Origin of the sequence: Pseudoalteromonas aquimarina, from assembly GCF_049257255.1 — a bacterium.
Classification (GTDB): Bacteria; Pseudomonadota; Gammaproteobacteria; order Enterobacterales; family Alteromonadaceae; genus Pseudoalteromonas.
In genome coordinates, this window is record NZ_JBMMUG010000001.1 from 471,626 (window position 1) to 493,347 (window position 21,722).

At 39.5% G+C, this 21,722-nt stretch carries 21 protein-coding genes; 19 read left to right on the forward strand and 2 right to left on the reverse strand.

Going from position 1 to position 21,722, the window contains the following annotated elements:
• Positions 1-44: 44 nt before the first annotated feature.
• The 16 genes from AAEU29_RS02160 (at position 45) to AAEU29_RS02235 (ending at position 16,197) form a co-directional block, all read left to right on the forward strand.
• Positions 45-368, forward strand: coding sequence for a hypothetical protein (locus AAEU29_RS02160; RefSeq protein ID WP_421971860.1), 324 nt, complete (start codon positions 45-47; stop codon positions 366-368).
• A 121-nt stretch (positions 369-489) separates the two neighbouring features.
• Positions 490-1,038 (forward strand): hypothetical protein, encoded by a 549-nt coding sequence (locus AAEU29_RS02165; protein WP_421971861.1) that lies wholly within the window; start codon positions 490-492, stop codon positions 1,036-1,038.
• 111 nt (positions 1,039-1,149) lie between these two features.
• Entirely contained in the window at positions 1,150-1,437 is a 288-nt protein-coding gene (locus AAEU29_RS02170) for a hypothetical protein (protein WP_421971862.1), read from the forward strand.
• A gap of 122 nt (positions 1,438-1,559) precedes the next feature.
• Positions 1,560-2,165: a DUF998 domain-containing protein gene (locus AAEU29_RS02175; RefSeq protein WP_421971863.1), complete on the forward strand. Its 606-nt coding sequence runs from the start codon at positions 1,560-1,562 to the stop codon at positions 2,163-2,165.
• Between the two features lie 305 nt (positions 2,166-2,470).
• Positions 2,471-3,124, forward strand: coding sequence for a GntR family transcriptional regulator (locus tag AAEU29_RS02180; protein ID WP_138632415.1), 654 nt, complete (start codon positions 2,471-2,473; stop codon positions 3,122-3,124).
• A gap of 86 nt (positions 3,125-3,210) precedes the next feature.
• The gene (gene prpB, locus AAEU29_RS02185; protein WP_421971864.1) at positions 3,211-4,083 is read left to right on the forward strand and encodes a methylisocitrate lyase; all 873 of its coding nucleotides are present in this window, start codon (positions 3,211-3,213) and stop codon (positions 4,081-4,083) included.
• Between the two features lie 11 nt (positions 4,084-4,094).
• A complete protein-coding gene (prpC, locus tag AAEU29_RS02190; RefSeq protein ID WP_421971865.1) occupies positions 4,095-5,219 on the forward strand; it encodes a bifunctional 2-methylcitrate synthase/citrate synthase in 1,125 nt (374 codons plus the stop codon).
• A gap of 71 nt (positions 5,220-5,290) precedes the next feature.
• On the forward strand, positions 5,291-7,885 hold the full coding sequence (gene acnD / locus AAEU29_RS02195) for a Fe/S-dependent 2-methylisocitrate dehydratase AcnD (RefSeq protein WP_421971866.1): 2,595 nt from the start codon (positions 5,291-5,293) through the stop codon (positions 7,883-7,885).
• An 18-nt stretch (positions 7,886-7,903) separates the two neighbouring features.
• On the forward strand, positions 7,904-9,067 hold the full coding sequence (prpF, locus tag AAEU29_RS02200) for a 2-methylaconitate cis-trans isomerase PrpF (RefSeq protein ID WP_421971867.1): 1,164 nt from the start codon (positions 7,904-7,906) through the stop codon (positions 9,065-9,067).
• 277 nt (positions 9,068-9,344) lie between these two features.
• Positions 9,345-10,136 (forward strand): putative porin, encoded by a 792-nt coding sequence (locus AAEU29_RS02205; protein ID WP_421971868.1) that lies wholly within the window; start codon positions 9,345-9,347, stop codon positions 10,134-10,136.
• Positions 10,137-10,274: 138 nt separating this feature from the next.
• A complete protein-coding gene (locus tag AAEU29_RS02210) occupies positions 10,275-10,652 on the forward strand; it encodes a Crp/Fnr family transcriptional regulator (RefSeq protein WP_421971869.1) in 378 nt (125 codons plus the stop codon).
• Positions 10,653-10,730: 78 nt separating this feature from the next.
• Positions 10,731-12,665, forward strand: a complete 1,935-nt coding sequence (locus AAEU29_RS02215; protein ID WP_421971870.1) for a CHASE2 domain-containing protein — start codon at positions 10,731-10,733, stop codon at positions 12,663-12,665.
• Between the two features lie 41 nt (positions 12,666-12,706).
• Positions 12,707-14,479, forward strand: coding sequence for a CHASE2 domain-containing protein (locus AAEU29_RS02220; RefSeq protein ID WP_421971871.1), 1,773 nt, complete (start codon positions 12,707-12,709; stop codon positions 14,477-14,479).
• A gap of 4 nt (positions 14,480-14,483) precedes the next feature.
• The gene (locus tag AAEU29_RS02225; protein WP_274762534.1) at positions 14,484-14,978 is read left to right on the forward strand and encodes an SH3 domain-containing protein; all 495 of its coding nucleotides are present in this window, start codon (positions 14,484-14,486) and stop codon (positions 14,976-14,978) included.
• Positions 14,971-15,840 carry a M48 family metalloprotease gene (locus AAEU29_RS02230; RefSeq protein WP_421971872.1) on the forward strand — a complete coding sequence of 290 codons (870 nt, stop codon included), beginning with the start codon at positions 14,971-14,973 and terminating at the stop codon, positions 15,838-15,840. The genes AAEU29_RS02225 and AAEU29_RS02230 overlap by 8 nt, the downstream gene beginning before the upstream one ends.
• 90 nt (positions 15,841-15,930) lie before the next feature.
• Positions 15,931-16,197 carry a hypothetical protein gene (locus tag AAEU29_RS02235; RefSeq protein WP_274762536.1) on the forward strand — a complete coding sequence of 89 codons (267 nt, stop codon included), beginning with the start codon at positions 15,931-15,933 and terminating at the stop codon, positions 16,195-16,197.
• On the opposite strand, the gene AAEU29_RS02240 is transcribed toward AAEU29_RS02235, so the two are convergent.
• Positions 16,194-17,492, reverse strand: a complete 1,299-nt coding sequence (locus tag AAEU29_RS02240) for an anti-phage deoxyguanosine triphosphatase (protein ID WP_421971873.1) — start codon at positions 17,490-17,492, stop codon at positions 16,194-16,196. The two genes, AAEU29_RS02235 and AAEU29_RS02240, sit on opposite strands and share 4 nt — an antisense overlap.
• A 123-nt stretch (positions 17,493-17,615) precedes the next feature.
• Here AAEU29_RS02240 and AAEU29_RS02245 point away from each other — a divergent pair, with 123 nt between their 5' ends.
• From AAEU29_RS02245 to AAEU29_RS02255, 3 genes are all read left to right on the forward strand, one after another.
• Positions 17,616-18,176, forward strand: coding sequence for a hypothetical protein (locus AAEU29_RS02245; RefSeq protein WP_421971874.1), 561 nt, complete (start codon positions 17,616-17,618; stop codon positions 18,174-18,176).
• Between the two features lie 73 nt (positions 18,177-18,249).
• Entirely contained in the window at positions 18,250-19,050 is an 801-nt protein-coding gene (locus tag AAEU29_RS02250) for a glucosaminidase domain-containing protein (protein ID WP_421971875.1), read from the forward strand.
• Positions 19,043-19,696, forward strand: a complete 654-nt coding sequence (locus AAEU29_RS02255) for a DUF2987 domain-containing protein (RefSeq protein WP_421971876.1) — start codon at positions 19,043-19,045, stop codon at positions 19,694-19,696. The genes AAEU29_RS02250 and AAEU29_RS02255 overlap by 8 nt, the downstream gene beginning before the upstream one ends.
• Positions 19,697-19,959: 263 nt before the next feature.
• Here the strand turns inward: AAEU29_RS02255 and pyk are convergent, their stop codons facing one another.
• Positions 19,960-21,396, reverse strand: coding sequence for a pyruvate kinase (gene pyk / locus AAEU29_RS02260; protein ID WP_421971877.1), 1,437 nt, complete (start codon positions 21,394-21,396; stop codon positions 19,960-19,962).
• Positions 21,397-21,722 lie beyond the last annotated feature (326 nt).

A 21,722-nucleotide genomic window follows, 5' to 3' on the forward strand; every position in this document is an offset into this window, starting at 1 on the left:
CGACCCATTGGGTCGATATTAAATTGTTATATGCAAAGGAAATTATGCAGCCAACTCATAGCCATCCGTTATCAATTCCATTATTGGCTTTAGCATTTTTACCAGCCATCACAATAGTTGCGTGGCCTGTTGCTTTGTTTATGTCAGTATTCATTTTTGATGCGCCTGATTCAGATAACATTTTTGCGAACTGGATTATTGTTTTAGTTTTGCTGACATATCCAATTCCAAGCTACTTAGGCTTTAAAAAAGCGAAACATGGTCACGAAACCGCAGATTTAAGAGAATGTTTCAAAGGCTTTGTGTTAGCTTATATTTCTCTTTTAGTTTTTTATGTTGCATCATGGTTCACGCCATTTTTTAACTAGTTACGGAGTAGTTTGCATATAACAAGTTACTCAAAAGGACGCAAAACGCTTGGCTTGTGCTCCTTCGTCGCTAATTTTAGCCAAGCATTTATGCGCCCATTAGTAAGGCGTTAGAAAGCCTATGAAGAATTTGAGTTACCTTTTAGCTTTGTTGTTTTTATTTGGTTGTGGGAAGAAAGAGCCAGATCCTGTTTGGGAGTGGGGGTATTTACCTTCGTCAGAAATATCGAACTCTAAACGAGAACAATGTGCTCACGAGTATTACCAGTCTTTTCCAATTTCGACAGATAGTGGAGAAAGCCTTAGGATTGGACAAAGTTCTATTTCCGGCCGTTCTCATAAACACTATTTGGGTTCTGGCTGTATGGTTGCTTCAGTAAGCACAAGAGTCTATTTGGATACTGACAAACAAGCTAATAACTTTTACTCGGTTTCTGTTTCAATGCCAACTTTTGATGATAGATGCAGGAGTAACTCTGACATACCAGCATGTAAGGAAAGCTCAGTTAGTCACACAGTCTTATTTTCTAGAGATATTTTAGCTAGTGAGATTGGTGACTATTTTAAAAGTAAGACTATGAATCAAATCGTAAGTTATGACGAACATAGCCGTGTTGTAACTTTTCAACTTAGAAATAAAAGTCTTGAGTATAGTATCCAGGCTTTCTAACAAAATAAATTAAAAGTGCGAACAAAAACTGATGGCTTTGTCCGTACCTCATAAATTTTAGCCAACATTATTTATCCATTAATAAAGTGCTATTTTTTCGGGTTATTAGTAATGAATGAAATTGAAAAGAATCAGTTAATTAAAACAAGCTGGGATTTGCATAGTTTGGTAGAAAATAGCTACCTTGCAAACCCTGCTATTCAAGGTGATGAAGAATGGCTTGAAAAACAGCGTATTCTATTAGCAGATATGGCCATTCATTTGTTACAAACGGCTGTAAAGCCAGGCAACATTGAACTGGATAAATTAAAAAATAATCTGCATTCAATTCTGACTATCGCAGATCAATTTTTACCGAACTCAGAACTTAAAAAAGCAACAGAGAAGCTTTACGATTAACCATATATCAACTTAATTAAAGCGGGACTGCTAAAGCTTGGCCAGTTTTGCTTTGCTTCAAGTTTAGCCAAGCATTTAATCGCCACGTACTGGGGCGTTAGTTTAATAAAAGGATTTTGGTCATGTTTGAAAATATTGCAATCTATTCAGGGTTAATTGCAACAATCTGGATCTTCATTGGTGTGTATGTCGCAGGACGATTTTACGAAGGTTACAGTCATTCTAAACAATTTTGCAGTGAACTCGGTGCAACGGGTAGCCCAACTGAAAAATTGTCTCCTTTAATTAATAATTATCCGCTTGGTTTTCTGTTTTGTTTTTTCGGTTGGTATTTGGCACAACTTTCAGACGTTTCAATCTTAGTTAATGTTTCTGGATGGCTGATTATTGCGCATGGGGTTGGTACTTGGATAGCAGGTTACTTCCCAATGGACGCCGATCCATTTACGAAGAATCCAACGTTTAATTGTAAAGTACACTCATGGGCTGGTTTCATAATGTTACTTTCGTTAGTTATCGCACCAATATTAATTGCGATAAGTCCTACGACTGACATTATCCCATTTTATTTTCGTGTATTTTCTGTAGTTACTGTTGTCGGTGCTGTTTATTATCTTATTACTATGGCTAAAGCGATAAAATCACAAAGTAACCCGGGAATCCATCAGCGTATTTCATATGGCATTCAGCTTATTTGGTTAAGTGTTTTTTCATTATTGTTGGTTTAATTGTTAACTAACATGTAATTTTTGAAGGTATGTTTCAAGCTTGGCTAGCGCTTATCTTTTCTAGCATTAGCCAAGCCTCATTTACCATTATGCTTGATGCTGGCACTGCCTTAACTTAATGCAATAATATTTTTTAATATTGAAACCCTTCTTATACAATCTTCAAACGCCTTTTGTCGACAATTAATACCCATTTAGTCTAATTTAATAAAATAAATTGCTAAAATTGTCGACAATCTGTTGATCTCTTCGTGGATCACTCCTATATTACTCCTAGTTATTGTCGACAATAGTTAGGTTTTAAATTGGAAAATGAAGTAAAAACAGCGTCAGATAAAGTTTTTGTCGACATTCGCCAAGCCATTGTGGAAGGCGAAATAGCGCAAGGCTCAAAAATTTCTGAGCCAGAACTCTCCAAAAAGCATCAAGTTAGTCGCGCAACCTTGCGTGAGGCACTTAACCGTTTAGAAAGCTGCCATTTAATTGAACGCAAAGCCAATGTGGGCTGCCGTGTAATTTCGCTTACCCCAGAAAAGTTAGATGAAATCTATCAAGTACGCAGCGCCCTTGAGGGTTTAGCATGTCGTTTAGCGGCAAGCAATATGACTGACGATGAAATCAATCAGGTAAAAGCCTTACTTGATGAGCATTTGTCGACACAACGGGTGCGCCAAGGAGAGTCTTATTACCAAGAAGAAGGTGACTTAGATTTTCACTACCGCATTATTAAAGGCAGTAAAAACAGCCATTTAATTAATCTATTATGCAACGAATTATACCAATTAGTGCGAATGTACCGAGTGCAAATGGGTATGAATGGCCCACGTGTTAGCAAAGCATTTGATGAGCATTTGGCTATTATTAATGCCATTGCAGCGCGCGATGGCGAACTAGCCGAATTATTAATGAAAAGACATATCGCAGCGTCAGGTAACAATATTGAACGTAAGTTTCAGTAATGTGTGATGCCAATAAAAGTGTAAACAAATTTAGTTAGCGTAACGCTAGCGTACAAATATAAAAATACCGTTCAAAGGAGACATACATGTCAGCAGGTTTGAAGTTTCGCCAAGCATTAGCAGAGAACCAACCACTTCAAGTGGTCGGCACTATCAATGCCTATACTGCAATGATGGCAGAGAAGGTAGGGCATAAAGCTATTTACTTATCAGGGGCAGGGGTTGCCAACGCAAGTTACGGTTTACCCGATTTAGGCATGACAAGCTTAGATAATGTGCTTGAAGATATTCGCCGTATTACCAGTGCATCTGATTTACCGCTACTAGTAGATGCAGATACAGGCTGGGGTGGTGCATTTAATATTGCGCGTACAGTAAAAGAAATGACAAAAGCAGGTGCAGCGGGTTTTCATATCGAAGATCAAGTCGCGCAAAAGCGTTGCGGCCACCGTCCAAATAAAGAAATCGTAAGTCAGCAAGAAATGGTTGACCGCATTAAAGCGGCGGTTGATGCAAAAACTGATGAGCATTTTTACATTATGGCGCGTACCGATGCGTTTCAAAAAGAAGGGTTAAATGCCGCAATCGACCGCGCAGCTGCGTGTATTGAAGCAGGTGCCGATGCAATCTTTGCAGAAGCCGTGCACGACCTTGCCGACTATAAAGCATTTAGCGATGCGCTTAATGTACCAATTCTTGCCAATATTACTGAATTTGGCCAAACACCAATTTATTCAAAAACCCAATTAGAAGAAGTGGGTGTGGGCATGGTGCTTTACCCGCTAAGTGCGTTTAGAGCAATGAATAAAGCGGCACTTAATGTGTACAACACTATTTTAAGTGAAGGCTCGCAAGCAAGCGCAATTGATTCAATGCAAACCCGCGCCGAGTTGTATGACTTTTTAGATTACCACTCGTTTGAAAACACACTTGATAAACTTTTTCAGAATAATAAATAAGGGGCAGGAAAATGGTAGATAAAGCATTAGGCGGAGCAGGATTACGTGGTCAAGTTGCTGGTGAAACAGCGTTATGTACAGTTGGTAAATCAGGCAGTGGTTTAACGTATTGTGGTTATGATATTTCAGAACTTGCAGATAAAGTTGAATTTGAAGAAGTATCGTACCTTTTAAGCCGTGGCGAATTACCAAATCAATCACAACTTGATGAGTACAAGGCAAAACTAAAATCACTACGTGGTTTACCTGCGGCACTTAAAACCGTTCTAGAATCTATTCCGAAATCAGCGCACCCAATGGATGTAATGCGTACCGGTTGCTCTATGCTGGGTAACCTTGAAATGGAAACTGACTTTAACGACGTGAACGACCATATCGACCGTATGGTTGCAGTATTCCCAAGTATTATTTGTTATTGGTATCGTTTCTCGCATGACGGTGTACGTGTTGATGTTGAAACTAACGATGATTCAATTGGCGCTCACTTCTTACATTTATTACACGACAAAGCACCAAGCGAGCTATTTGCTAAGGTAATGAATGTATCGCTAATTTTATACGCAGAGCATGAATTTAACGCATCTACCTTCACAGCGCGCGTATGTGCATCAACGCTGTCTGATGTGCATTCATGTGTAACCGGTGCAATCGGTTCATTGCGTGGCCCACTGCACGGTGGTGCGAACGAAGCGGCAATGGAAATGATTGAAAACTTCACAAGTGCTGATCAAGCTGAAGAAGCACTGATGGGCATGCTTGAGCGTAAAGAAAAAATCATGGGTTTTGGTCACGCAATTTACCGCGAGTCAGACCCGCGCAATGTGATCATCAAAAAGTGGTCTGAATTACTTGCGAAAGAAGTAGGCGATGACGTGCTTTATCCAGTATCTGTTCGCTGTGAAGAAGTAATGTGGCGTGAGAAAAAACTGTTCTGTAATGCTGATTTCTTCCATGCATCGGCATATCACTTTATGGGTATTCCAACAGCGTTATTTACGCCAATCTTTGTAATGAGCCGTGTAACAGGCTGGACAGCACACGTAAAAGAGCAACGTGCTAATAACCGTATTATTCGTCCAAGTGCTGATTACACAGGCCCAGAAGCACGCGAAGTACCACCTATTTCAGCGCGTTAATTTCTAAGTAATTCGCATTATATCAAGGCATGTCTAGCATGCCTTTACTCCGAGTTTGTTGTGGAGCCCATATGAATACCCAATACCGTCAAAAGCTAGGCAATACCGGCCTAGATTATTTTAATGTTGAAGCCGCGGTGAATGCCATTTCACCGGGGAGCTATCAACAATTACCTTATACCTCAAAAGTGCTTGCAGAGAATTTAGTTCGCCGCTGCGAACCTGCAATGCTAACAGATTCGTTAAAACAACTGATTGAACGTAAGCGCGACCTTGATTTTCCGTGGTTTCCTGCGCGCGTGGTGTGCCATGATATTTTAGGCCAAACCGCACTGGTTGATTTAGCAGGCCTTCGTGATGCCATTGCAGAGCAAGGCGGCGACCCATCATTAGTTAACCCTGTTGTGCCAACACAGCTGATTGTTGACCACTCCCTTGCGGTAGAGCACGGTGGTTACGATAAAGACGCGTTTGAAAAAAACCGTGCGATTGAAGATCGCCGTAATGAAGACCGCTTCCATTTTATTAATTGGACTAAAACGGCATTTAAAAATATTGATGTTATCCCTCCGGGTAATGGTATCTTGCACCAAATCAACCTAGAGAAAATGTCACCTGTTGTACAAGCACGCGATGGCGTTGCCTTCCCAGATACGCTAGTGGGTACAGACAGTCATACACCCCATGTAGATGCCTTAGGCGTTATTGCCATTGGTGTAGGTGGCCTTGAAGCGGAAAGTGTGATGTTAGGCCGCGCATCTTATATGCGCTTACCTGATATTGTCGGTGTTGAAATTGTAGGTGAGCGTAAGCCGGGTATTACTGCAACCGATATTGTGTTAGCAATTACCGAGTTTTTACGTAACGAAAAAGTGGTGTCTACTTACCTTGAATTCTTCGGTGAAGGTACGCAGCATTTAAATTTAGGTGATCGTGCAACCATTTCAAATATGACGCCAGAATACGGCGCAACTGCGGCCATGTTCTACATTGATGAAAAGACCATTGATTACTTAAAGCTAACAGGCCGTGAAGACAGTCAAATTAAGCTAGTAGAAGAATACGCTAAAACCACAGGTCTTTGGGCATCTGAAATGACTGAGGCGAAATACGAGCGCGTATTGACCTTTGATTTAAGCGCGGTTGGCCGTAATATCGCAGGGCCTTCTAACCCACATCGCCGCGTAGCAACGAGTGAACTTAAAAACACTGATTTACTGGGTGATTATTCGCATACAGATACACAAATGCCAGATGGTGCGGTAATTGTCGCGGCTATCACTAGCTGTACCAATACATCAAACCCGCGCAATATGATTGCCGCAGGTTTAATTGCGCGCAATGCAAATAAACTCGGTTTAACCCGTAAGCCTTGGGTTAAATCTTCGCTTGCGCCGGGTTCTAAAGTGGTTAAAAGCTACTTGGAAGAAGCAAACTTACTACCAGAGCTTGAAAGCTTAGGTTTTGGTGTGGTGGGTTTCGCCTGTACATCGTGTAATGGTATGAGTGGTGCACTAGACCCTGTTATTCAACAAGAAATTATTGAGCGCGATTTATACACGACTGCAGTACTTTCAGGTAACCGTAACTTTGACGGCCGCATTCACCCTCATGCTAATCAAGCGTTCTTAGCGTCACCTCCACTGGTTATTGCCTATGCAATTGCTGGGAGTATTCGTTTTGATATTGAAAACGATGTACTGGGTGTGTCAGCTGAGGGTAAAGAAATTCGCTTAAATGATATTTGGCCAAGCGATGAAGAAATTGATGCGGTAATTGCAAAAAGCGTTAAGCCAGAGCAATTTAACGCAGTTTATACGCCAATGTTCGATTTAACCGTGGATTACGGCGAAGACAATAATCCACTATACGATTGGCGCGAAATGAGTACTTATATTCGCCGTCCGCCATATTGGGAAGGCGCACTTGCAAAACCTCGTACTATGACAGGCATGCGTCCGCTTGCTGTTCTTGGCGATAACATTACGACTGACCATTTATCACCGTCTAATGCTATTCAAGCAAGCAGTGCAGCAGGGGAATACCTTGCCAAAATGGGGTTACCAGAAGAAGACTTTAACTCATATGCAACGCACCGTGGCGATCATTTAACTGCTCAGCGTGCAACCTTTGCTAACCCTAAACTGTTTAATGAAATGGTGACAGAGAACGGCGAAGTAAAACAAGGATCACTTGCGCGTATTGAGCCAGAAGGCAAAGTAACGCGTATGTGGGAAGCAATTGAAACCTATATGGAACGTAAACAGCCGCTAATTATTATTGCCGGTGCTGATTACGGCCAAGGTTCATCTCGTGACTGGGCGGCAAAAGGTGTGCGCTTAGCAGGTGTTGAAGCCATTGTGGCAGAGGGCTTTGAGCGTATTCACCGTACTAACTTAATTGGTATGGGTGTTATGCCGCTTGAATTTAAAGCTGGCACAACACGTAAAACACTGTCAATTGACGGTACAGAAACCTTTGATGTAAAAGGCGAGCCTGCGCCAGGGTGTGACTTAACGCTGATTATCAATCGTGCAAATGGCGAAGTGGTAGAGGTGCCGGTAACCTGTCGTTTGGATACAGCCGAAGAAGTCTCTATTTACAGTGCGGGTGGCGTACTACAACGCTTTGCACAAGACTTTTTAGCGGAGACAGCAGCGAGTTAATCGCTGCTATACCTCACTATGACAACAAAATATAAAGTCCCTGCAACTTATATGCGTGGCGGCACCAGTAAAGGGGTGTTTTTTAAGCTAAGCGATTTACCGCTTGAAGCGCAAAAGGCTGGCGAATTTCGCGATAAGTTACTAATGCGTGTTATTGGCAGCCCTGATCCTTACGAGAAGCAAATAGATGGTATGGGCGGTGCAACGTCTAGCACCAGTAAAACAGTGATTGTCGCTAAAAGCGAGAAAGCGGATCACGACGTTGATTACTTATTTGGTCAAGTTGCAATCGATAAACCAAGTGTTGATTGGAGCGGTAACTGCGGTAACTTAACGGCTGCTGTGGGCGCATTTGCCATTAACAATGGGTTAGTGGATGCGTCGCGTATTCCTCAAAATGGTGATGTTGAAGTACGTATTTGGCAGAAAAACATCGAAAAAACGCTGGTGGTACAAGTACCCGTAAAAAACGGGGAAGTTAATGAGGTTGGCGACTTTAAACTTGATGGTGTCGCATTTGCGAGTAGCGAAATTAAAGTACAATTCCTTGCGCCATCCCCAGTGGGCGAAAACATGTTCCCAACCGGGAATTTGGTCGATACGTTAACGGTTGACGGGTTAGGCGATATTCCAGCAACTATGATTAACGCGGGTATTCCCACCATTTTTGTTAATAGTCATGATATTAATTACAGTGGTGTGGAGCTGCAAGAAGACATTAACAGCGATAGTGACAAGCTGGCCTTTTTTGAGAAGCTAAGAATTGCAGGGGCGCTTAAAATGGGGTTAATTAGTGATGCGAGTGAAGCGAAAACGCGCCAGCACACGCCAAAAATTGCGTTTGTTTCACCATCGCAAGATTACATCAGCTCAAGCGGCGATATGGTAAAAAGTGATGACATTGATTTAAATGTGCGTGCGCTTTCTATGGGTAAACTGCATCATGCGATGATGGGCACAGCAGCAGTTGCGATTGCGTGCGCTGCTGTGACCAAAGGCACATTAGTAAATTTAGCTGCTGGTGGCGGTGAGATTTCAGATGTGAACTTTGGTCATCCATCAGGCACCATGAAAGTCGGCGCCAAAACAGTTGAAACTGACACTGGTTGGCAAGCAGAATTTGCCAGTATGAGCCGAAGTGCAAGGGTAATAATGGAAGGGGTGTTACACGTACCTTTGTAAATGCACTGTAAAAACAAAAAGTAAGGGGGAAGTTTCGACTTCCCTTTTTCATTTTTAGATTAGTGGTTTTATCCTAAAACACTGTAGGAAATAACCCTCATGCGAACGACAAATACGTGATAATTGTAAAATTGAGGTGAAATCTGACTATTTTTTAATAAATAATGATTAGAATATTCATACTATTGATTTTATGCGAATAAACGTGCGGTTGTGCATTAAATAGGGCTTTTTATAATAGCCACCGTCGAGACAACAACTACACAAGGAAAGTAGCATGAATAAAACACTATTGGCGGGCTTAATTACTCTTTCATCATTTGCAACGTGGGCAAATGAGTATCAATCTATTAGTCACGCAGCTTATGCTGACATTGAAGAAGACAACCTGTTTCACATCGAAACGCTATATTATTTTGATGCGCGACAAGCACTTGGTCCATACAATGAATTTTCTTACATCAACACCAAGTCTAACATCGGTGCGTTTTACAACGACAATGATGATGTTGACACAATTGGTGTGCGCGGTGAATACTTCTTCAATAATTTTGTAGCAGGTGCAAGCTACAATAATGCAGATTCAAATTGGGGTGATGTAGATTATTATGAGGCTTCATTTGGCTATTTATTTACACCTGACTTAATTGCACGCATTCACTACCGTGATTCTGATGCGCGAGGCATCGATGGCAGTTTTTATGCAACTGCACAGTACAATTTAAGCTTAAACACAACGGATTATGTTGGCTTTACTGTATCAGTTGATGAAGAATTTGATTTCTTTAGCCTAGATACCAAATATTATGCAGAGCTTGGTCAAGGCCGTTACTTAACAGTAAATCTTGATATTGATACGGGTGATTTTGATCATTGGTTATTAGGTTCAAACTACTATTTTAATAAAGGTTTATCAGTATTTGCATCAGTTAATAAATCAGATGATATTCAAATTGGTGGACGTTATTACTTTAATACCAATTGGGCCTTATCGGGCAGCTACGGTACAAATCTAGATAGCGATTTTGATTACGATATGTATCAAATTAACTTAACGGCACAGTTTTAAAAGCATTTTCAAATGAGACTTAAAGGAAGCATTGCTTCCTTTTTTTTGTTATATCGAAAAATTCAAGATTCTAAATAAACCATAGACTTAACACCTTAAAATAGTGATAATTTTTTTTTGCTCGATTAAGGACAAGTAATGAGTACAGAATTAATTTTAAATAGCGGCCAAACTTTATTTAAACAAGGTGACAAGGCTGAGCGCATGTATGTTGTTCGCTCAGGTAAAATTAAACTGATCAAGTCAAAAATGGGTCAGTCGGTAGTGTTGGGTTACTTTGGTACTGGTGAGTTTCTTGGCGAAATGGCAATTATTACCGGATCGAAAAGAAGTTGTACGGCTATTGCGGCAGAAGACTCAGTTTTACAGGTATATGAAAGTGCACGCTTTGAAGAAATGTTAGCTAATAATTCGGGTGTTGCAGCGCGAATTATTGAAGGTTTAGCTGTACGCCTTGAGAAAACAACTGAACGATTAATGGAGCCTGTAACGCTTCTTGAAGCTGAAACCGAATAGTTACCTGCTCGGTATCGTTTTACTTTATAAATACACAGTGTGCTAACCAAATAGTTAGCCGCTTTACAAGGAAAGTTAATGCTAAAGCAGGCACAAAAGTATTGGATTTTTAAAGCATGCTTGTCTGCTTTTTTTAGTTTTGTATTTGTTTATTTCTTTAGTTTTACATCAATTTATAGTCAATTAGAAAACTTCCTCTTTGATAGACAATCTAGACTGATTTCGCCAAAGTTATCCAACACAGATATTGTGCTTGTCACGATTGATGAAGCAAGTTTGTTACATTACCAAACTGCCTGGCCTTGGCCATTAGATTATCATGTTAATATGATAAATCGCCTTGAAAAGGCCGGTGCGAAAGTTGTTTATTTTGATTCTGCCTTATTTGGCCATTTGCATATTAAATTAAAGGAAAACGCCACTGACTTTTTAAATGCAGTTAAAGTCAGTAAAACCCCCATTTATATTGGCGAAGAATCCCTGCTTACAAAGCCGTTAACAGATTTTCAATCTCGTTACACAAAAGCCGGAGCAAAATCTGCAAAGGTAAAAATAATTCCAGACTTAGATGGTGTTGTGCGCGAAATCCCTTTTGTAAAAGGCAGTCTCTGGCTATCGTTTGGTGAACAACCTATAGTAGATAGTGGCCGTATCCATTTTGTCGGTGATAAGCATACCTTCCCAACGATTTCTTACGTTCAAGCAGCTGACACTGTTAGGCTTCCAGATAGTGTGTTTAACGATAAAATTGTATTGGTGGGATTGGATACTTATACAAAAACACGCCTTTTACTTAAAAACGAGTATCAGTACTTAACGCCTTTTACACAATTAAAGGGCAACACCATGTCAGCAATAGAGGTGCATGCAAACCTCATTGAAAATATCAGGCACGATTTATTTTTAAAGCCCCTTCTAGATTGGCAATTTATTTTTATCTCACTTGTTGTAATGCTGCTTGCAATTATGTTTTTTACAGCTGCAAGTATCAAAAAATCGCTGTTAGGTTTGGTAAAAATGCTTTTGTTAATTGGGGGGGTATCGTTACTGGCATTTTATAACCAAGTTTATTTGCCCACGCTAAGTTTAGTGCTGTTAGTGTTTAGCTGTTATTTGTTTTATTTCATTATTGGTTTTAGAAAAGAACAAGCACAACGTCGCTTTATAAAACGCGCTTTTTCACGATATGTATCAAGCCATGTGTTGGATGATCTAATGAATGATCCAGATAAATTAGAACTAGGCGGTGAGCGTAAAGAAATCACTGTGTTATTTGCTGATTTGGCTGGTTTTACAAAACTATCTGAACAACTTGAAGCTGAGCAAGTTGCAGATATTTTGCATGAAATACTGACAGCGCTTAGCAAAATAATTGTTAAAGACGGTGGCACAATTGATAAATACATTGGTGATGAGGTAATGGCATTTTGGGGTGCGCCTGTGGCTGAGCCTCTTCATTTTGAAAAAGCCATTGCTGCAGCTATTGAAATGCATCAAAAATGCGAGAAGTTAACGGATAGATTAAACACACGCGGATTACCGCCTGTTCGCTTAAGAATGGGTATAAATTCGGGTGAAGCGATCGTCGGTCACCTAGGTTCAGATGTGTTGTTTGATTACACTTGCATCGGTGATACGGTCAATCAAGCGGCACGTTTAGAAGGTGCAAACAGGCTATACGGCACTGATATACTGATTGGTGAAGCACTTTATCTGAAATTAGAAGAAAAACACCAATTTGTTTTAATTGATGATGTGCTTCATAAAGGTAAATCCGAAAAAACAAAAGTATATGGTTATTTTCCAAATACGTTATTAACCAATAAACTCAATTTGGCATTTTCAGCTTATAACGCCCAAGATTGGCAGCGTGCTAAGCAGCTTTACAATGAGTTAAAAGACAGCTCAGACTTTGAAATACTAGCCGAACTGTTTTTGCAGCGTATCTCCCAAAGCGAAGTAAATATGCTTAGTGATGATAAGCAAGGTGAATCTCATTTTAAAAACAAATAGTTTGCTAAGCTTAAAAGGGAACTCCTCTTTTTAAATAAGCTATGACTTTTCAGCATCGCCAGAAATTACACACTGTTTTCACTTGCATATTTGCCTTTATTCTCTGGCTTTACCTTTATTTTTTTGAGCTTGCTTTGCCTTTAGATAATGCGCTCTTTGATTTGCGGGAGCGCAATCAAGTGAATCACCGCATACCCTCACAAGAGTTAGTTATCATCACGATTGATGACAAGTCGATTGAGTCAATGAAAAATGTGGCGGGGCGCTGGCCTTGGCCACGAAGCGTTCATGCTGAACTAATCGAGGGGTTAAATCGTTACTCCCCAAGCGTGATTGCCTTTGATGTACTGTTTAATGAACCTGATATCTATCGTCCTGATGATGACCTCTATTTTGAACAAGTATTGAATGAGGCAAACAACGTTCATTTAGCCCTGCTAGGTTTAGAAACTTCCAATCAAGCAAAGCAAAGTGAATATCGTTTAGCGCTTTTTCCTTTTACCAAGAAGCCAGGCGAAAAGAAAATAGGCAGTGTTAATGTCTTCAGGCAAAACGATGCTGTAGTAAGACAATATCTATCTAAAATAAGGGTGAATAACGATACCTATTTATCACTCGGTGCACTTATAGCGAGTGCACCATCAACAAGTTTATTGCTGAGTAATACAATTAAACTTAAATGGCAACACCAAGATAAATTTAAACAGTACAGTTATGCTGATATTTACAATGCGGTAGTGAATGAAAACAGCACTTTCTTACAGAAGTTTAAAAACAAAAGGATACTAATTGGCGCTACGGCAGCAGGATTGTTCGATGAAGTTGCAACACCCATTTCTAATAGTGAACCAGGTGTGTTCGTTATTGCAAATGCAGTGTCTAATTATTTAAAAAATGAATATTACAATCAGCTAAGCAGTCTAGTTGTTATCTCTTCGGCATGTGTGCTGATGATACTGTTCAGCTGGGTTTATTTATTTAAATTATCATTAGTTAGGCAATTTTGCTTATCGACCGTGGTGTTAGCACTGCTGATAATACTGCTTTGGCAAGGCTATTGTTATTTAGCAAAAACACATAGTGATTTACCGCTTGGTGCGTTAATTTGTGCTGTTGGGCTTGCCTATATTTCACAATTTCTAATGCACAGTTATGTGCAATACCGCGAAAAACAGTATGCAAATAGGCTGTTTGGCAGATTTTTAGACCCGAATGTGGTTAAAAATTTATTAGATCATCAAAATATTGCGCAGTATGGCAGTAGCGATATTGTTGAAGTAACTGTTCTATTTAGCGATATTCGTAATTTCACCGCACTTTCTGAAAAACACGATGTAACTGAAGTTGTTGCACTATTAAATGATTATTTGTCGATGCAAGTTGCAACAATTTTTAAGCATAATGGCACACTTGATAAATTTATCGGTGATGCGGTAATGGCTTTTTGGGGGGCGCCCATCAAATCTGATAATCATGCAGAACAAGCGATTTTAGCTGCACTTGAAATGGAACAAAACTTATTAAACTTTAGAGCCCGTTTAGCAAAGAAATATCAGTTTTTTGACATTGGTATTGGCATTCACAGTGGCAAAGTAATGTGTGGATTTATCGGCACCGATCAGCGTTTAGACTATACTGTGCTTGGTGACACAGTTAATTTAGCCAGTCGTATTGAAGGGTTAACCAAGGCTAGTAATCGTATTTTAGTGTCAAAACAAACCGCACAAAGGACGAATCTCAACTTTCTGTATGTTGACAAAGTAACCGTAAAAGGACGTGAAGAACCTGTGGAACTACTAACGCCGGAGCGATAGTAAAATGAAACTAATAACTTATTTGTTAATGTTAACTCTTTTTCCTTTGTTATGTATTGCAAAAACAGAAACACCTTCTCACAGTAAACCTGCAATTGTTGCGATGGCAACAAACCTTTATACAGAGCCTTCAATTAAAAGTGATGTGGTCGCATCGAAAGAAGTTGGCGATCCATTACAAATCGGCAAACGTCACCGTGCTTGGTATTTTGTTGAAGAACAAACACAGCCTACTGCTTGGGTTAAAATGCTTGCTGTTCAACTGGCTACTCAACCAAGGAGGAGTGGCGATTTGGGGGTTGTGTCGTTAATAGAGTCAATAAATTCAAAGCCTACCGCGTCAACCGCAATAAGGGGGTTTGATAAGCATGCCTTTGATAATGTCACGCCAAATAAAGCACTTTTGAAACCGCTCGATTCATTTAAACCCAACATGCGCGATTTAAATCAATTTATTGTAAATGGCAAACTAACGCACGCCGAGGTGCCAAATGATTAAACAACATTTTTTAATTATTATTTGTGCATTTTTAGTTGTGAGTTGTAATGCAACAGGTGTGAAAATAGCCGGCGTCGATGTAGGTGCATTGGTAAATCAAGGGGTTAATGTTTATGAAAGTCAAAGCTTTGATGAAAATAAAGAGCAGCAGTTAGGGGAAAATTTAGCATCTGTGTTGGTATCGGTAGCGCCAATTCATCAAGATAAACAGATAAACCAATACGTGAACAAAGTCGGTCGCCATTTAGCAAATCATTCGAGCCGCCCGACGCTAAACTGGCAATTTGCTGTGCTAGATAGCGATGACATTAATGCGTTTGCAGCACCTGCAGGATTTGTATTTATTACTTCAGGCGCCTTACTGCAATTAGACAGTGAGGCCGAGCTTGCTGCGATGTTAGCACATGAAATTATTCATATTACAAAACAGCATCATGTCGAAAAAATTAAAGAGTTAAGTTTACAAAGTGCCCTCACAGAAGTGGCATTTGTTTCAGCAGAAGCCTATCAAACACATAGTGGCGCAAATAGGTCATCTCGTAATTTAACTCAATGGGCGAGGGCGCTTAGTTCGATGGCAACGGAGCTTTATAGTAAAGGGCTAGATAGAGACGACGAAATCGAAGCGGATATTGAAGCTGTTAATTTAATGAGCAAAGCAGGTTATGACGTTTTTGCTATGGCCTCGGTGCTGCAGAGAATCGCTTCAATAACACCCACCGACAGTGCACTTGCAAGCCTTTATAGTACGCACCCAAAACCGTCAGAGCGGTTAGAAAAAATTGCTGCAACCTTTGATGATTTTGAATCATTTAAAGGGCAAAACTTACAAGTTCGCTATCAAAATACTATTTTCAAATAGTACTTTTTACTGGTTTTAAATGTTGATTAAAAAATAAGCTTGTCAAACTAAAGCCCTTTCTTTATGTTTTTTGAAAAAAGGAGGCTTGCAATGTCAAATATGGCTGAACATGCATTATTTAATTGTCAACAAACAGAACAAGCACAACTTGATACGGATGTGAGCTGTTTTGAATGTACCAAGTGTTTTAATATCAGCACACAATGTTTAATTGATGTGTGTCCGCATTGTGGCGAAGCGTTAAAAGAGCGTAACTTGCGTCCAAGTGAACTACTAGATACCCAAGAAACGCATTGTAGTCGCTCTGTATCGAAAGACGATGGCACGGTGTTTTACGATGATTCTAAAATTGCTTAGTATTCTGTAGTAAACAATCTGCCATGCACTTTAATGGCGTACTCATCGGTCATCGAAGAAATATAATCACATATTTGGCGATATCCTGTTTCGCCTTGCTCTACTGCATTTTGGTAAATACTTTGTCGCGTATGCGGTAATAATCTAAGAGGATCGCTTGCAAATGCTGCAAACAGATCTGAAATTATTTTTTGCCCTTTAAACTCGATTTGTTGCATTTCTGGATGACGGATCACATTTTTAAAAACAAACTGCTTTAATCCTTCAAGTAATATTGTTAAATCATTTTCAAGGTATACCTTGTGATCAAGCAGTGGGCTTTCAAATTTACCTAATTGCTTAATTCGCGCTTGGGTTATAAATAAGTTAACCAGCTCGCCAATTACATCTTTTAGATCGGCTTCATCGTGTGAAAATAACTGAGCAGATATACGCGGTAAATTGGTTTTTAGCCAGCCTTTTTGTAGTGCACCTAAATGATCTTCAACAAAACCTTGCCATTGATGGGCTGTTACCATGCCTGTTGCAATTGCATCTTCTAAATCGTGAACACCATAAGCAATATCATCGGCTAGTTCCATTATTGAGCAATCAAGCGACTTATAAAGCGTGCGAGAAATACCATTACTATTCTTAGCAAACTGGGTAAATGTGGTTTTATCTTGGTTTGATAGGGGCGATAAAATCCAATCAAATACTGTGGACTCTTCGCAATATAAGCCTTTAGCTGGTAGCCAGCGTGTAGAGTTTATAAAGCGATCTTGTCCGCTGTCTGTTGGAATTTGCCATAAATGCTTTATAAGCTGCGGATATTTAATAAAACCAAGTAATGTTCGGCGCGTTAAATTCATGCCATAGCCTTTACTGTAGGGTTCTAATTTTGCAACGATCCTTAACGTTTGCGCATTACCTTCAAAGCCGCCATGCTCACGCATCATATAATTAAGCGCCGTTTCTCCGCCATGGCCAAATGGCGGATGACCAATATCGTGCGCTAAAGAAAGCGTTTCAATTAAACTGCGACACGGCAAAAATGCACTTACGTTATTGTTGGTTTGATTCGCCCTTAATTGGCCTAAAATACCACTGGCAATTTGTGCAACTTCTAGAGAATGAGTAAGACGAGTACGGTAAAAATCATTGACACCAATGCCCATAATTTGAGTTTTGGCCTGCAAGCGTCTAAACGCTGCCGCATGAATAATGCGTGAGCGGTCTTTTTGATAAGGTGAACGTTTGTCATCTGGGCGATGCTTGTTTTCTTGATACCGTCTTGCTAACCATTCTTCAGTCATTAATTACCTAGTTAATTTATTAAAATCATAAAGTTATTTTAGACATAAATTGCAACAACTTAAAACACTATTAAGCGATAAGATGTGCCATAGTTTAATAAAGGCTGTTTTGGAGATGTATTTATGCCATTACCATTATTACTCGGTGTTTCCGCAGCGGCAGTATTTGCAAATTCGATGTATCGCAACGAATTAAAAGAGCAAGATAAACGCCGTCGTTATGGTTTAAGTAGTAACGATGCAATAGGGCGCTACCCATGTGATAGTTTGCCAAGTGATAAAAGTGTAGCGCTAGAATTGGGCAATATTGTTTGTTGTGGCGTTTATAATGGCTTTATCCATACAGGTTTAGTGATTGACGATAATCTTATATTGGAACTGCATGGTTCTGGACTTTCTCGAGCGGTAAGTTATAAACGGTTTTTGGCTGATCGCAGTGGCGATAATATTTTTGTTGCCAGCGACCAAACGGGTAATAGCTTTAATTTTACATTTGATGATGATCATGTGGCATCACAATTATTTGCATATCATCCTTATCATGTCAGTAAACGTAACTGCTATTCTCATACGTGGTTTTGCTTAACTGGCGAGATGAAACCCTTTGCAAGCTTTGAACTATTTAACGAACAACTACGTAAAATCGTTAATTCTAGCTTGTATTGGGATAGGGCTAAATATTAAAAGCTTACGTCTACACACGCATTGGTGTAGAATTGTTCCCTTTTTTAGACATTTCTACTTACTAAAAATATTTATGAAGTTATTGTTAAAAGTAATCCTATTTTGTTTATTTGGTTACATGTTGCTGTCGCCTTGGTTAGATAAATCCGCTGAGTCACTAGATAGAAACAAAGAAGAAGTAGCTAAACCAGTTGTAAAAGAAAAGCCTCTTCACAATGTTAAGCTGCCAGATTTTGCCAATATGCATAATGTGCAAAAGCGTAAGCAAGCCTTTTTCGATTTATTAAAACCTTATGTTATTGCAGAAAATAAGCGTATTTTGACCCAGCGTGAGATGGTAGACTTAGCCTTAACGGAGTTAGAGCTTGGTTATGAAATTCCTACAAATCAAATTGCTGCTTTAACTGATATTTTCGCTGAATACAAAATTGCTGATGAGATAAATGAAGATAGCTTAATTGTTGCACTTAATCGTGTGGACAGTATTCCAGTTGCGATGGTTTTAACACAAGCAGCTAATGAATCTGGTTGGGGCACCTCACGTTTTGCTCGCATTGGTTTGAATTTTTTTGGTTTATGGTGCTTTAAAGAAGGTTGTGGCATGGTGCCAAATCAGCGTAACGAAGGGCGTAACCATGAGGTTGCAGCGTTTAAATCGTTAGAGCAAAGTGTAAAAGCTTATTTTAGAAATATAAATACACATCCTGCCTATCAACAACTTCGTGATCTAAGGCAAAGCAATCGCTACGATGAACAGATTATACTTGCTGAGAAATTGTTATACGGACTTGGCAGCTACTCAGAGCGCGGCCATGAGTATATTGAAGAGTTGAATCAAATGTTGGTAACGAATCAAAGGTATTTCGGTGAATAAAAAAATATTAGCTGTAAGTTTGTTTCTGTCGAGTGCCTCTTTAGGGGCAAATGCTGCAGAATTTGTAGTGTCTTATGATGGCTTTTATGACCGTTTAAAAGTGATGTCTAAAGGTGATTATGCAAGTGCTGATGTCGGTTTTTACCTAGTTAATCAACATGCTAAGCCATGCGCTATTGAAAGCGGCAGTATCATTACAAAAACCAATGAATACCCTTTAAATTACACTAACAACAGTAAACTACTTTTGCCATTTGATGAAACGCTAGATAAAGATAAAGCATTGATTGTGGTGCAGCCAAAAGGCGATGATCAATGTCAGCTTAAAATGCAAATGGAATCTAGCCAAGAATATGGTGATAGTGTCTCAATAAAGCAAATGGCAGTGCTTTATGACGAGTTTGATGATTTGATGGGACGTTTATCGGGCTTTTTTATGCGTACTTTGTTTTCGTTTATGATGCCTGAAGTAAAAGGGGTGACGCTTGTATTTGATGGCCCTGCATCTAAGCCTATGGGAGCAGATGAATTTATTAGCTGCAAAGACAATCGCTGCACTATTCAAACGCCAAATACCTTAGACGAAAATAAGAGGTTGACCTTTTCACAACCAATTAAACAAGTTATCCCGTATATTGCTAAGTAACCTGAGCTCGGGATAATAAATTACTTTCTAGCAGCTACTTTTACTTATTACTGCGTTAAATTTGTTTGCAATAGACTCACTTTTGACGCACAAATTTGCCTTGTACTAAGAAAAACTAACAAGCTAGAAGGTTTGAAGCGACACAGCTCATGTATTTCAATTGCTTAGTTAACTTCTTAACCCGAGTTCAGGTTAAGCAATTACAAGATCTTAAAACAAAAAAACCAGTTCATTTGAACTGGTTTTTTTATATCAATTACGTATTAATCTACAGTAACTAATTTTAGCGTGTTGGTTGCGCCCACTGTTTCCATCGCATCACCGTGCGTTAGAATAACTTTGTCGCCAGATTTTAAGTAACCTTTATTAACTAATGTTGCTAAAGCTTGCTTAACGAGTGAACCTGAATCGTAATCAGTTGAATCAAAATACACAGGGTAAACACCACGGTATAGCGCAGTTTGACCAAGTGTACGTTGATGGCGAGATAATGAATAAATTGGTAAACCTGAGCTGATACGCGACATTAATTTAGCTGTGCTACCTGATTCTGTAAGTGCAACAAGTGCTTTAACTGAATCTAAATGGTTTGCAGCATACATAGCAGAAAGCGCGATTGTTTCAGATGTATTTTCAAACATTGAATCTAGACGATGTTTAGAAATTGCAGTTTGAGGTTGTGATTCTGCACCTAAACATACACGAGCCATCGTTTCTACCGTGATAGCAGGGTAGTCTCCAGCTGCTGTCTCAGCTGAAAGCATTACAGCATCTGTACCATCAAGTACGGCATTTGCAACGTCCATAACCTCAGCACGTGTTGGCATTGGGTTATCAATCATCGATTCCATCATTTGTGTTGCAGTGATAACGGTACGGTTAAGCGTACGAGCACGGCTGATAATTGCTTTTTGTTTACCAACAAGTGCAGCATCACCGATTTCAACACCTAAGTCACCACGTGCAACCATCACAGCATCTGATGCAAGCACGATATCATCAATCGCTTCTTCTGATTCAACTGCTTCAGCACGTTCAATTTTTGCAAGTAACTGAGCTTTTGAGCCAGCAGCTTCAGCAAGTGAACGTACGTAACGCATATCATCACCAGAGCGAGGGAATGATACAGCAATGTAATCTACTTCGATTTCTGTTGCTGTGATAAGGTCTTCTTTGTCCTTTTCAGTAAAGGCAGGCGCTGTTAAACCACCACCTAAACGGTTAATGCCTTTATTGTTTGAAAGTACGCCACCAACTGTTACCGTTGTGTGTACTTTATTACCAACAACTTCATCAACGGTTAATTGAATAAGACCGTCATTTAAAAGTAACAAGTCACCAGATGATACATCTTGCGGAAGTTCTTTATAGTCGATACCTACACCATTGATGTCACCTTCACCTTTTTCCATTTCGGCATCAAGGATAAATTTAGCACCAACTGCAAGCTCAACTTTACCTTCTTTAAAGGTTGATACACGGATTTTTGGACCTTGAAGGTCAGCAAGAATGGCAATGTGTGTATCTAATTTCTTTGCGATTTCACGTACTTTTGCCGCACGATCTTTGTGATCTTGTGCTACGCCATGAGAGAAGTTTAGGCGAACAACATTCGCACCTGCTTTAATTATTTTTTCTAAATTGTCATCTCTATCTGTAGCAGGACCGAGTGTGGCAACGATTTTGGTACGTCTTGGCATTTAGTAGCTCCCATTAGCTATTTTAAATATTCTTTGCGTTTCACATTAGTAAGCTAGTGAGGCTAGCTTAATATACTTGCTTTTTGTGTGGTTAGTAGATTATGACACCGGTGTCATGTTGGCGTCAACATGTCGCACACTAGAATTAGTATGAATAATATTTATGTAAATTTTATTATACGCCATTTAAATTATCTTAACAGCCTCTAAAAAGGACATAAGTCCGCTGGAATCGGCCGTTAGGAGATTGATATTCGGTATAGAATTAAACAAAACGAGTAAAATTAAGGCCTCGCAAAGAAATTATAATCTATAATTTTTTTAAT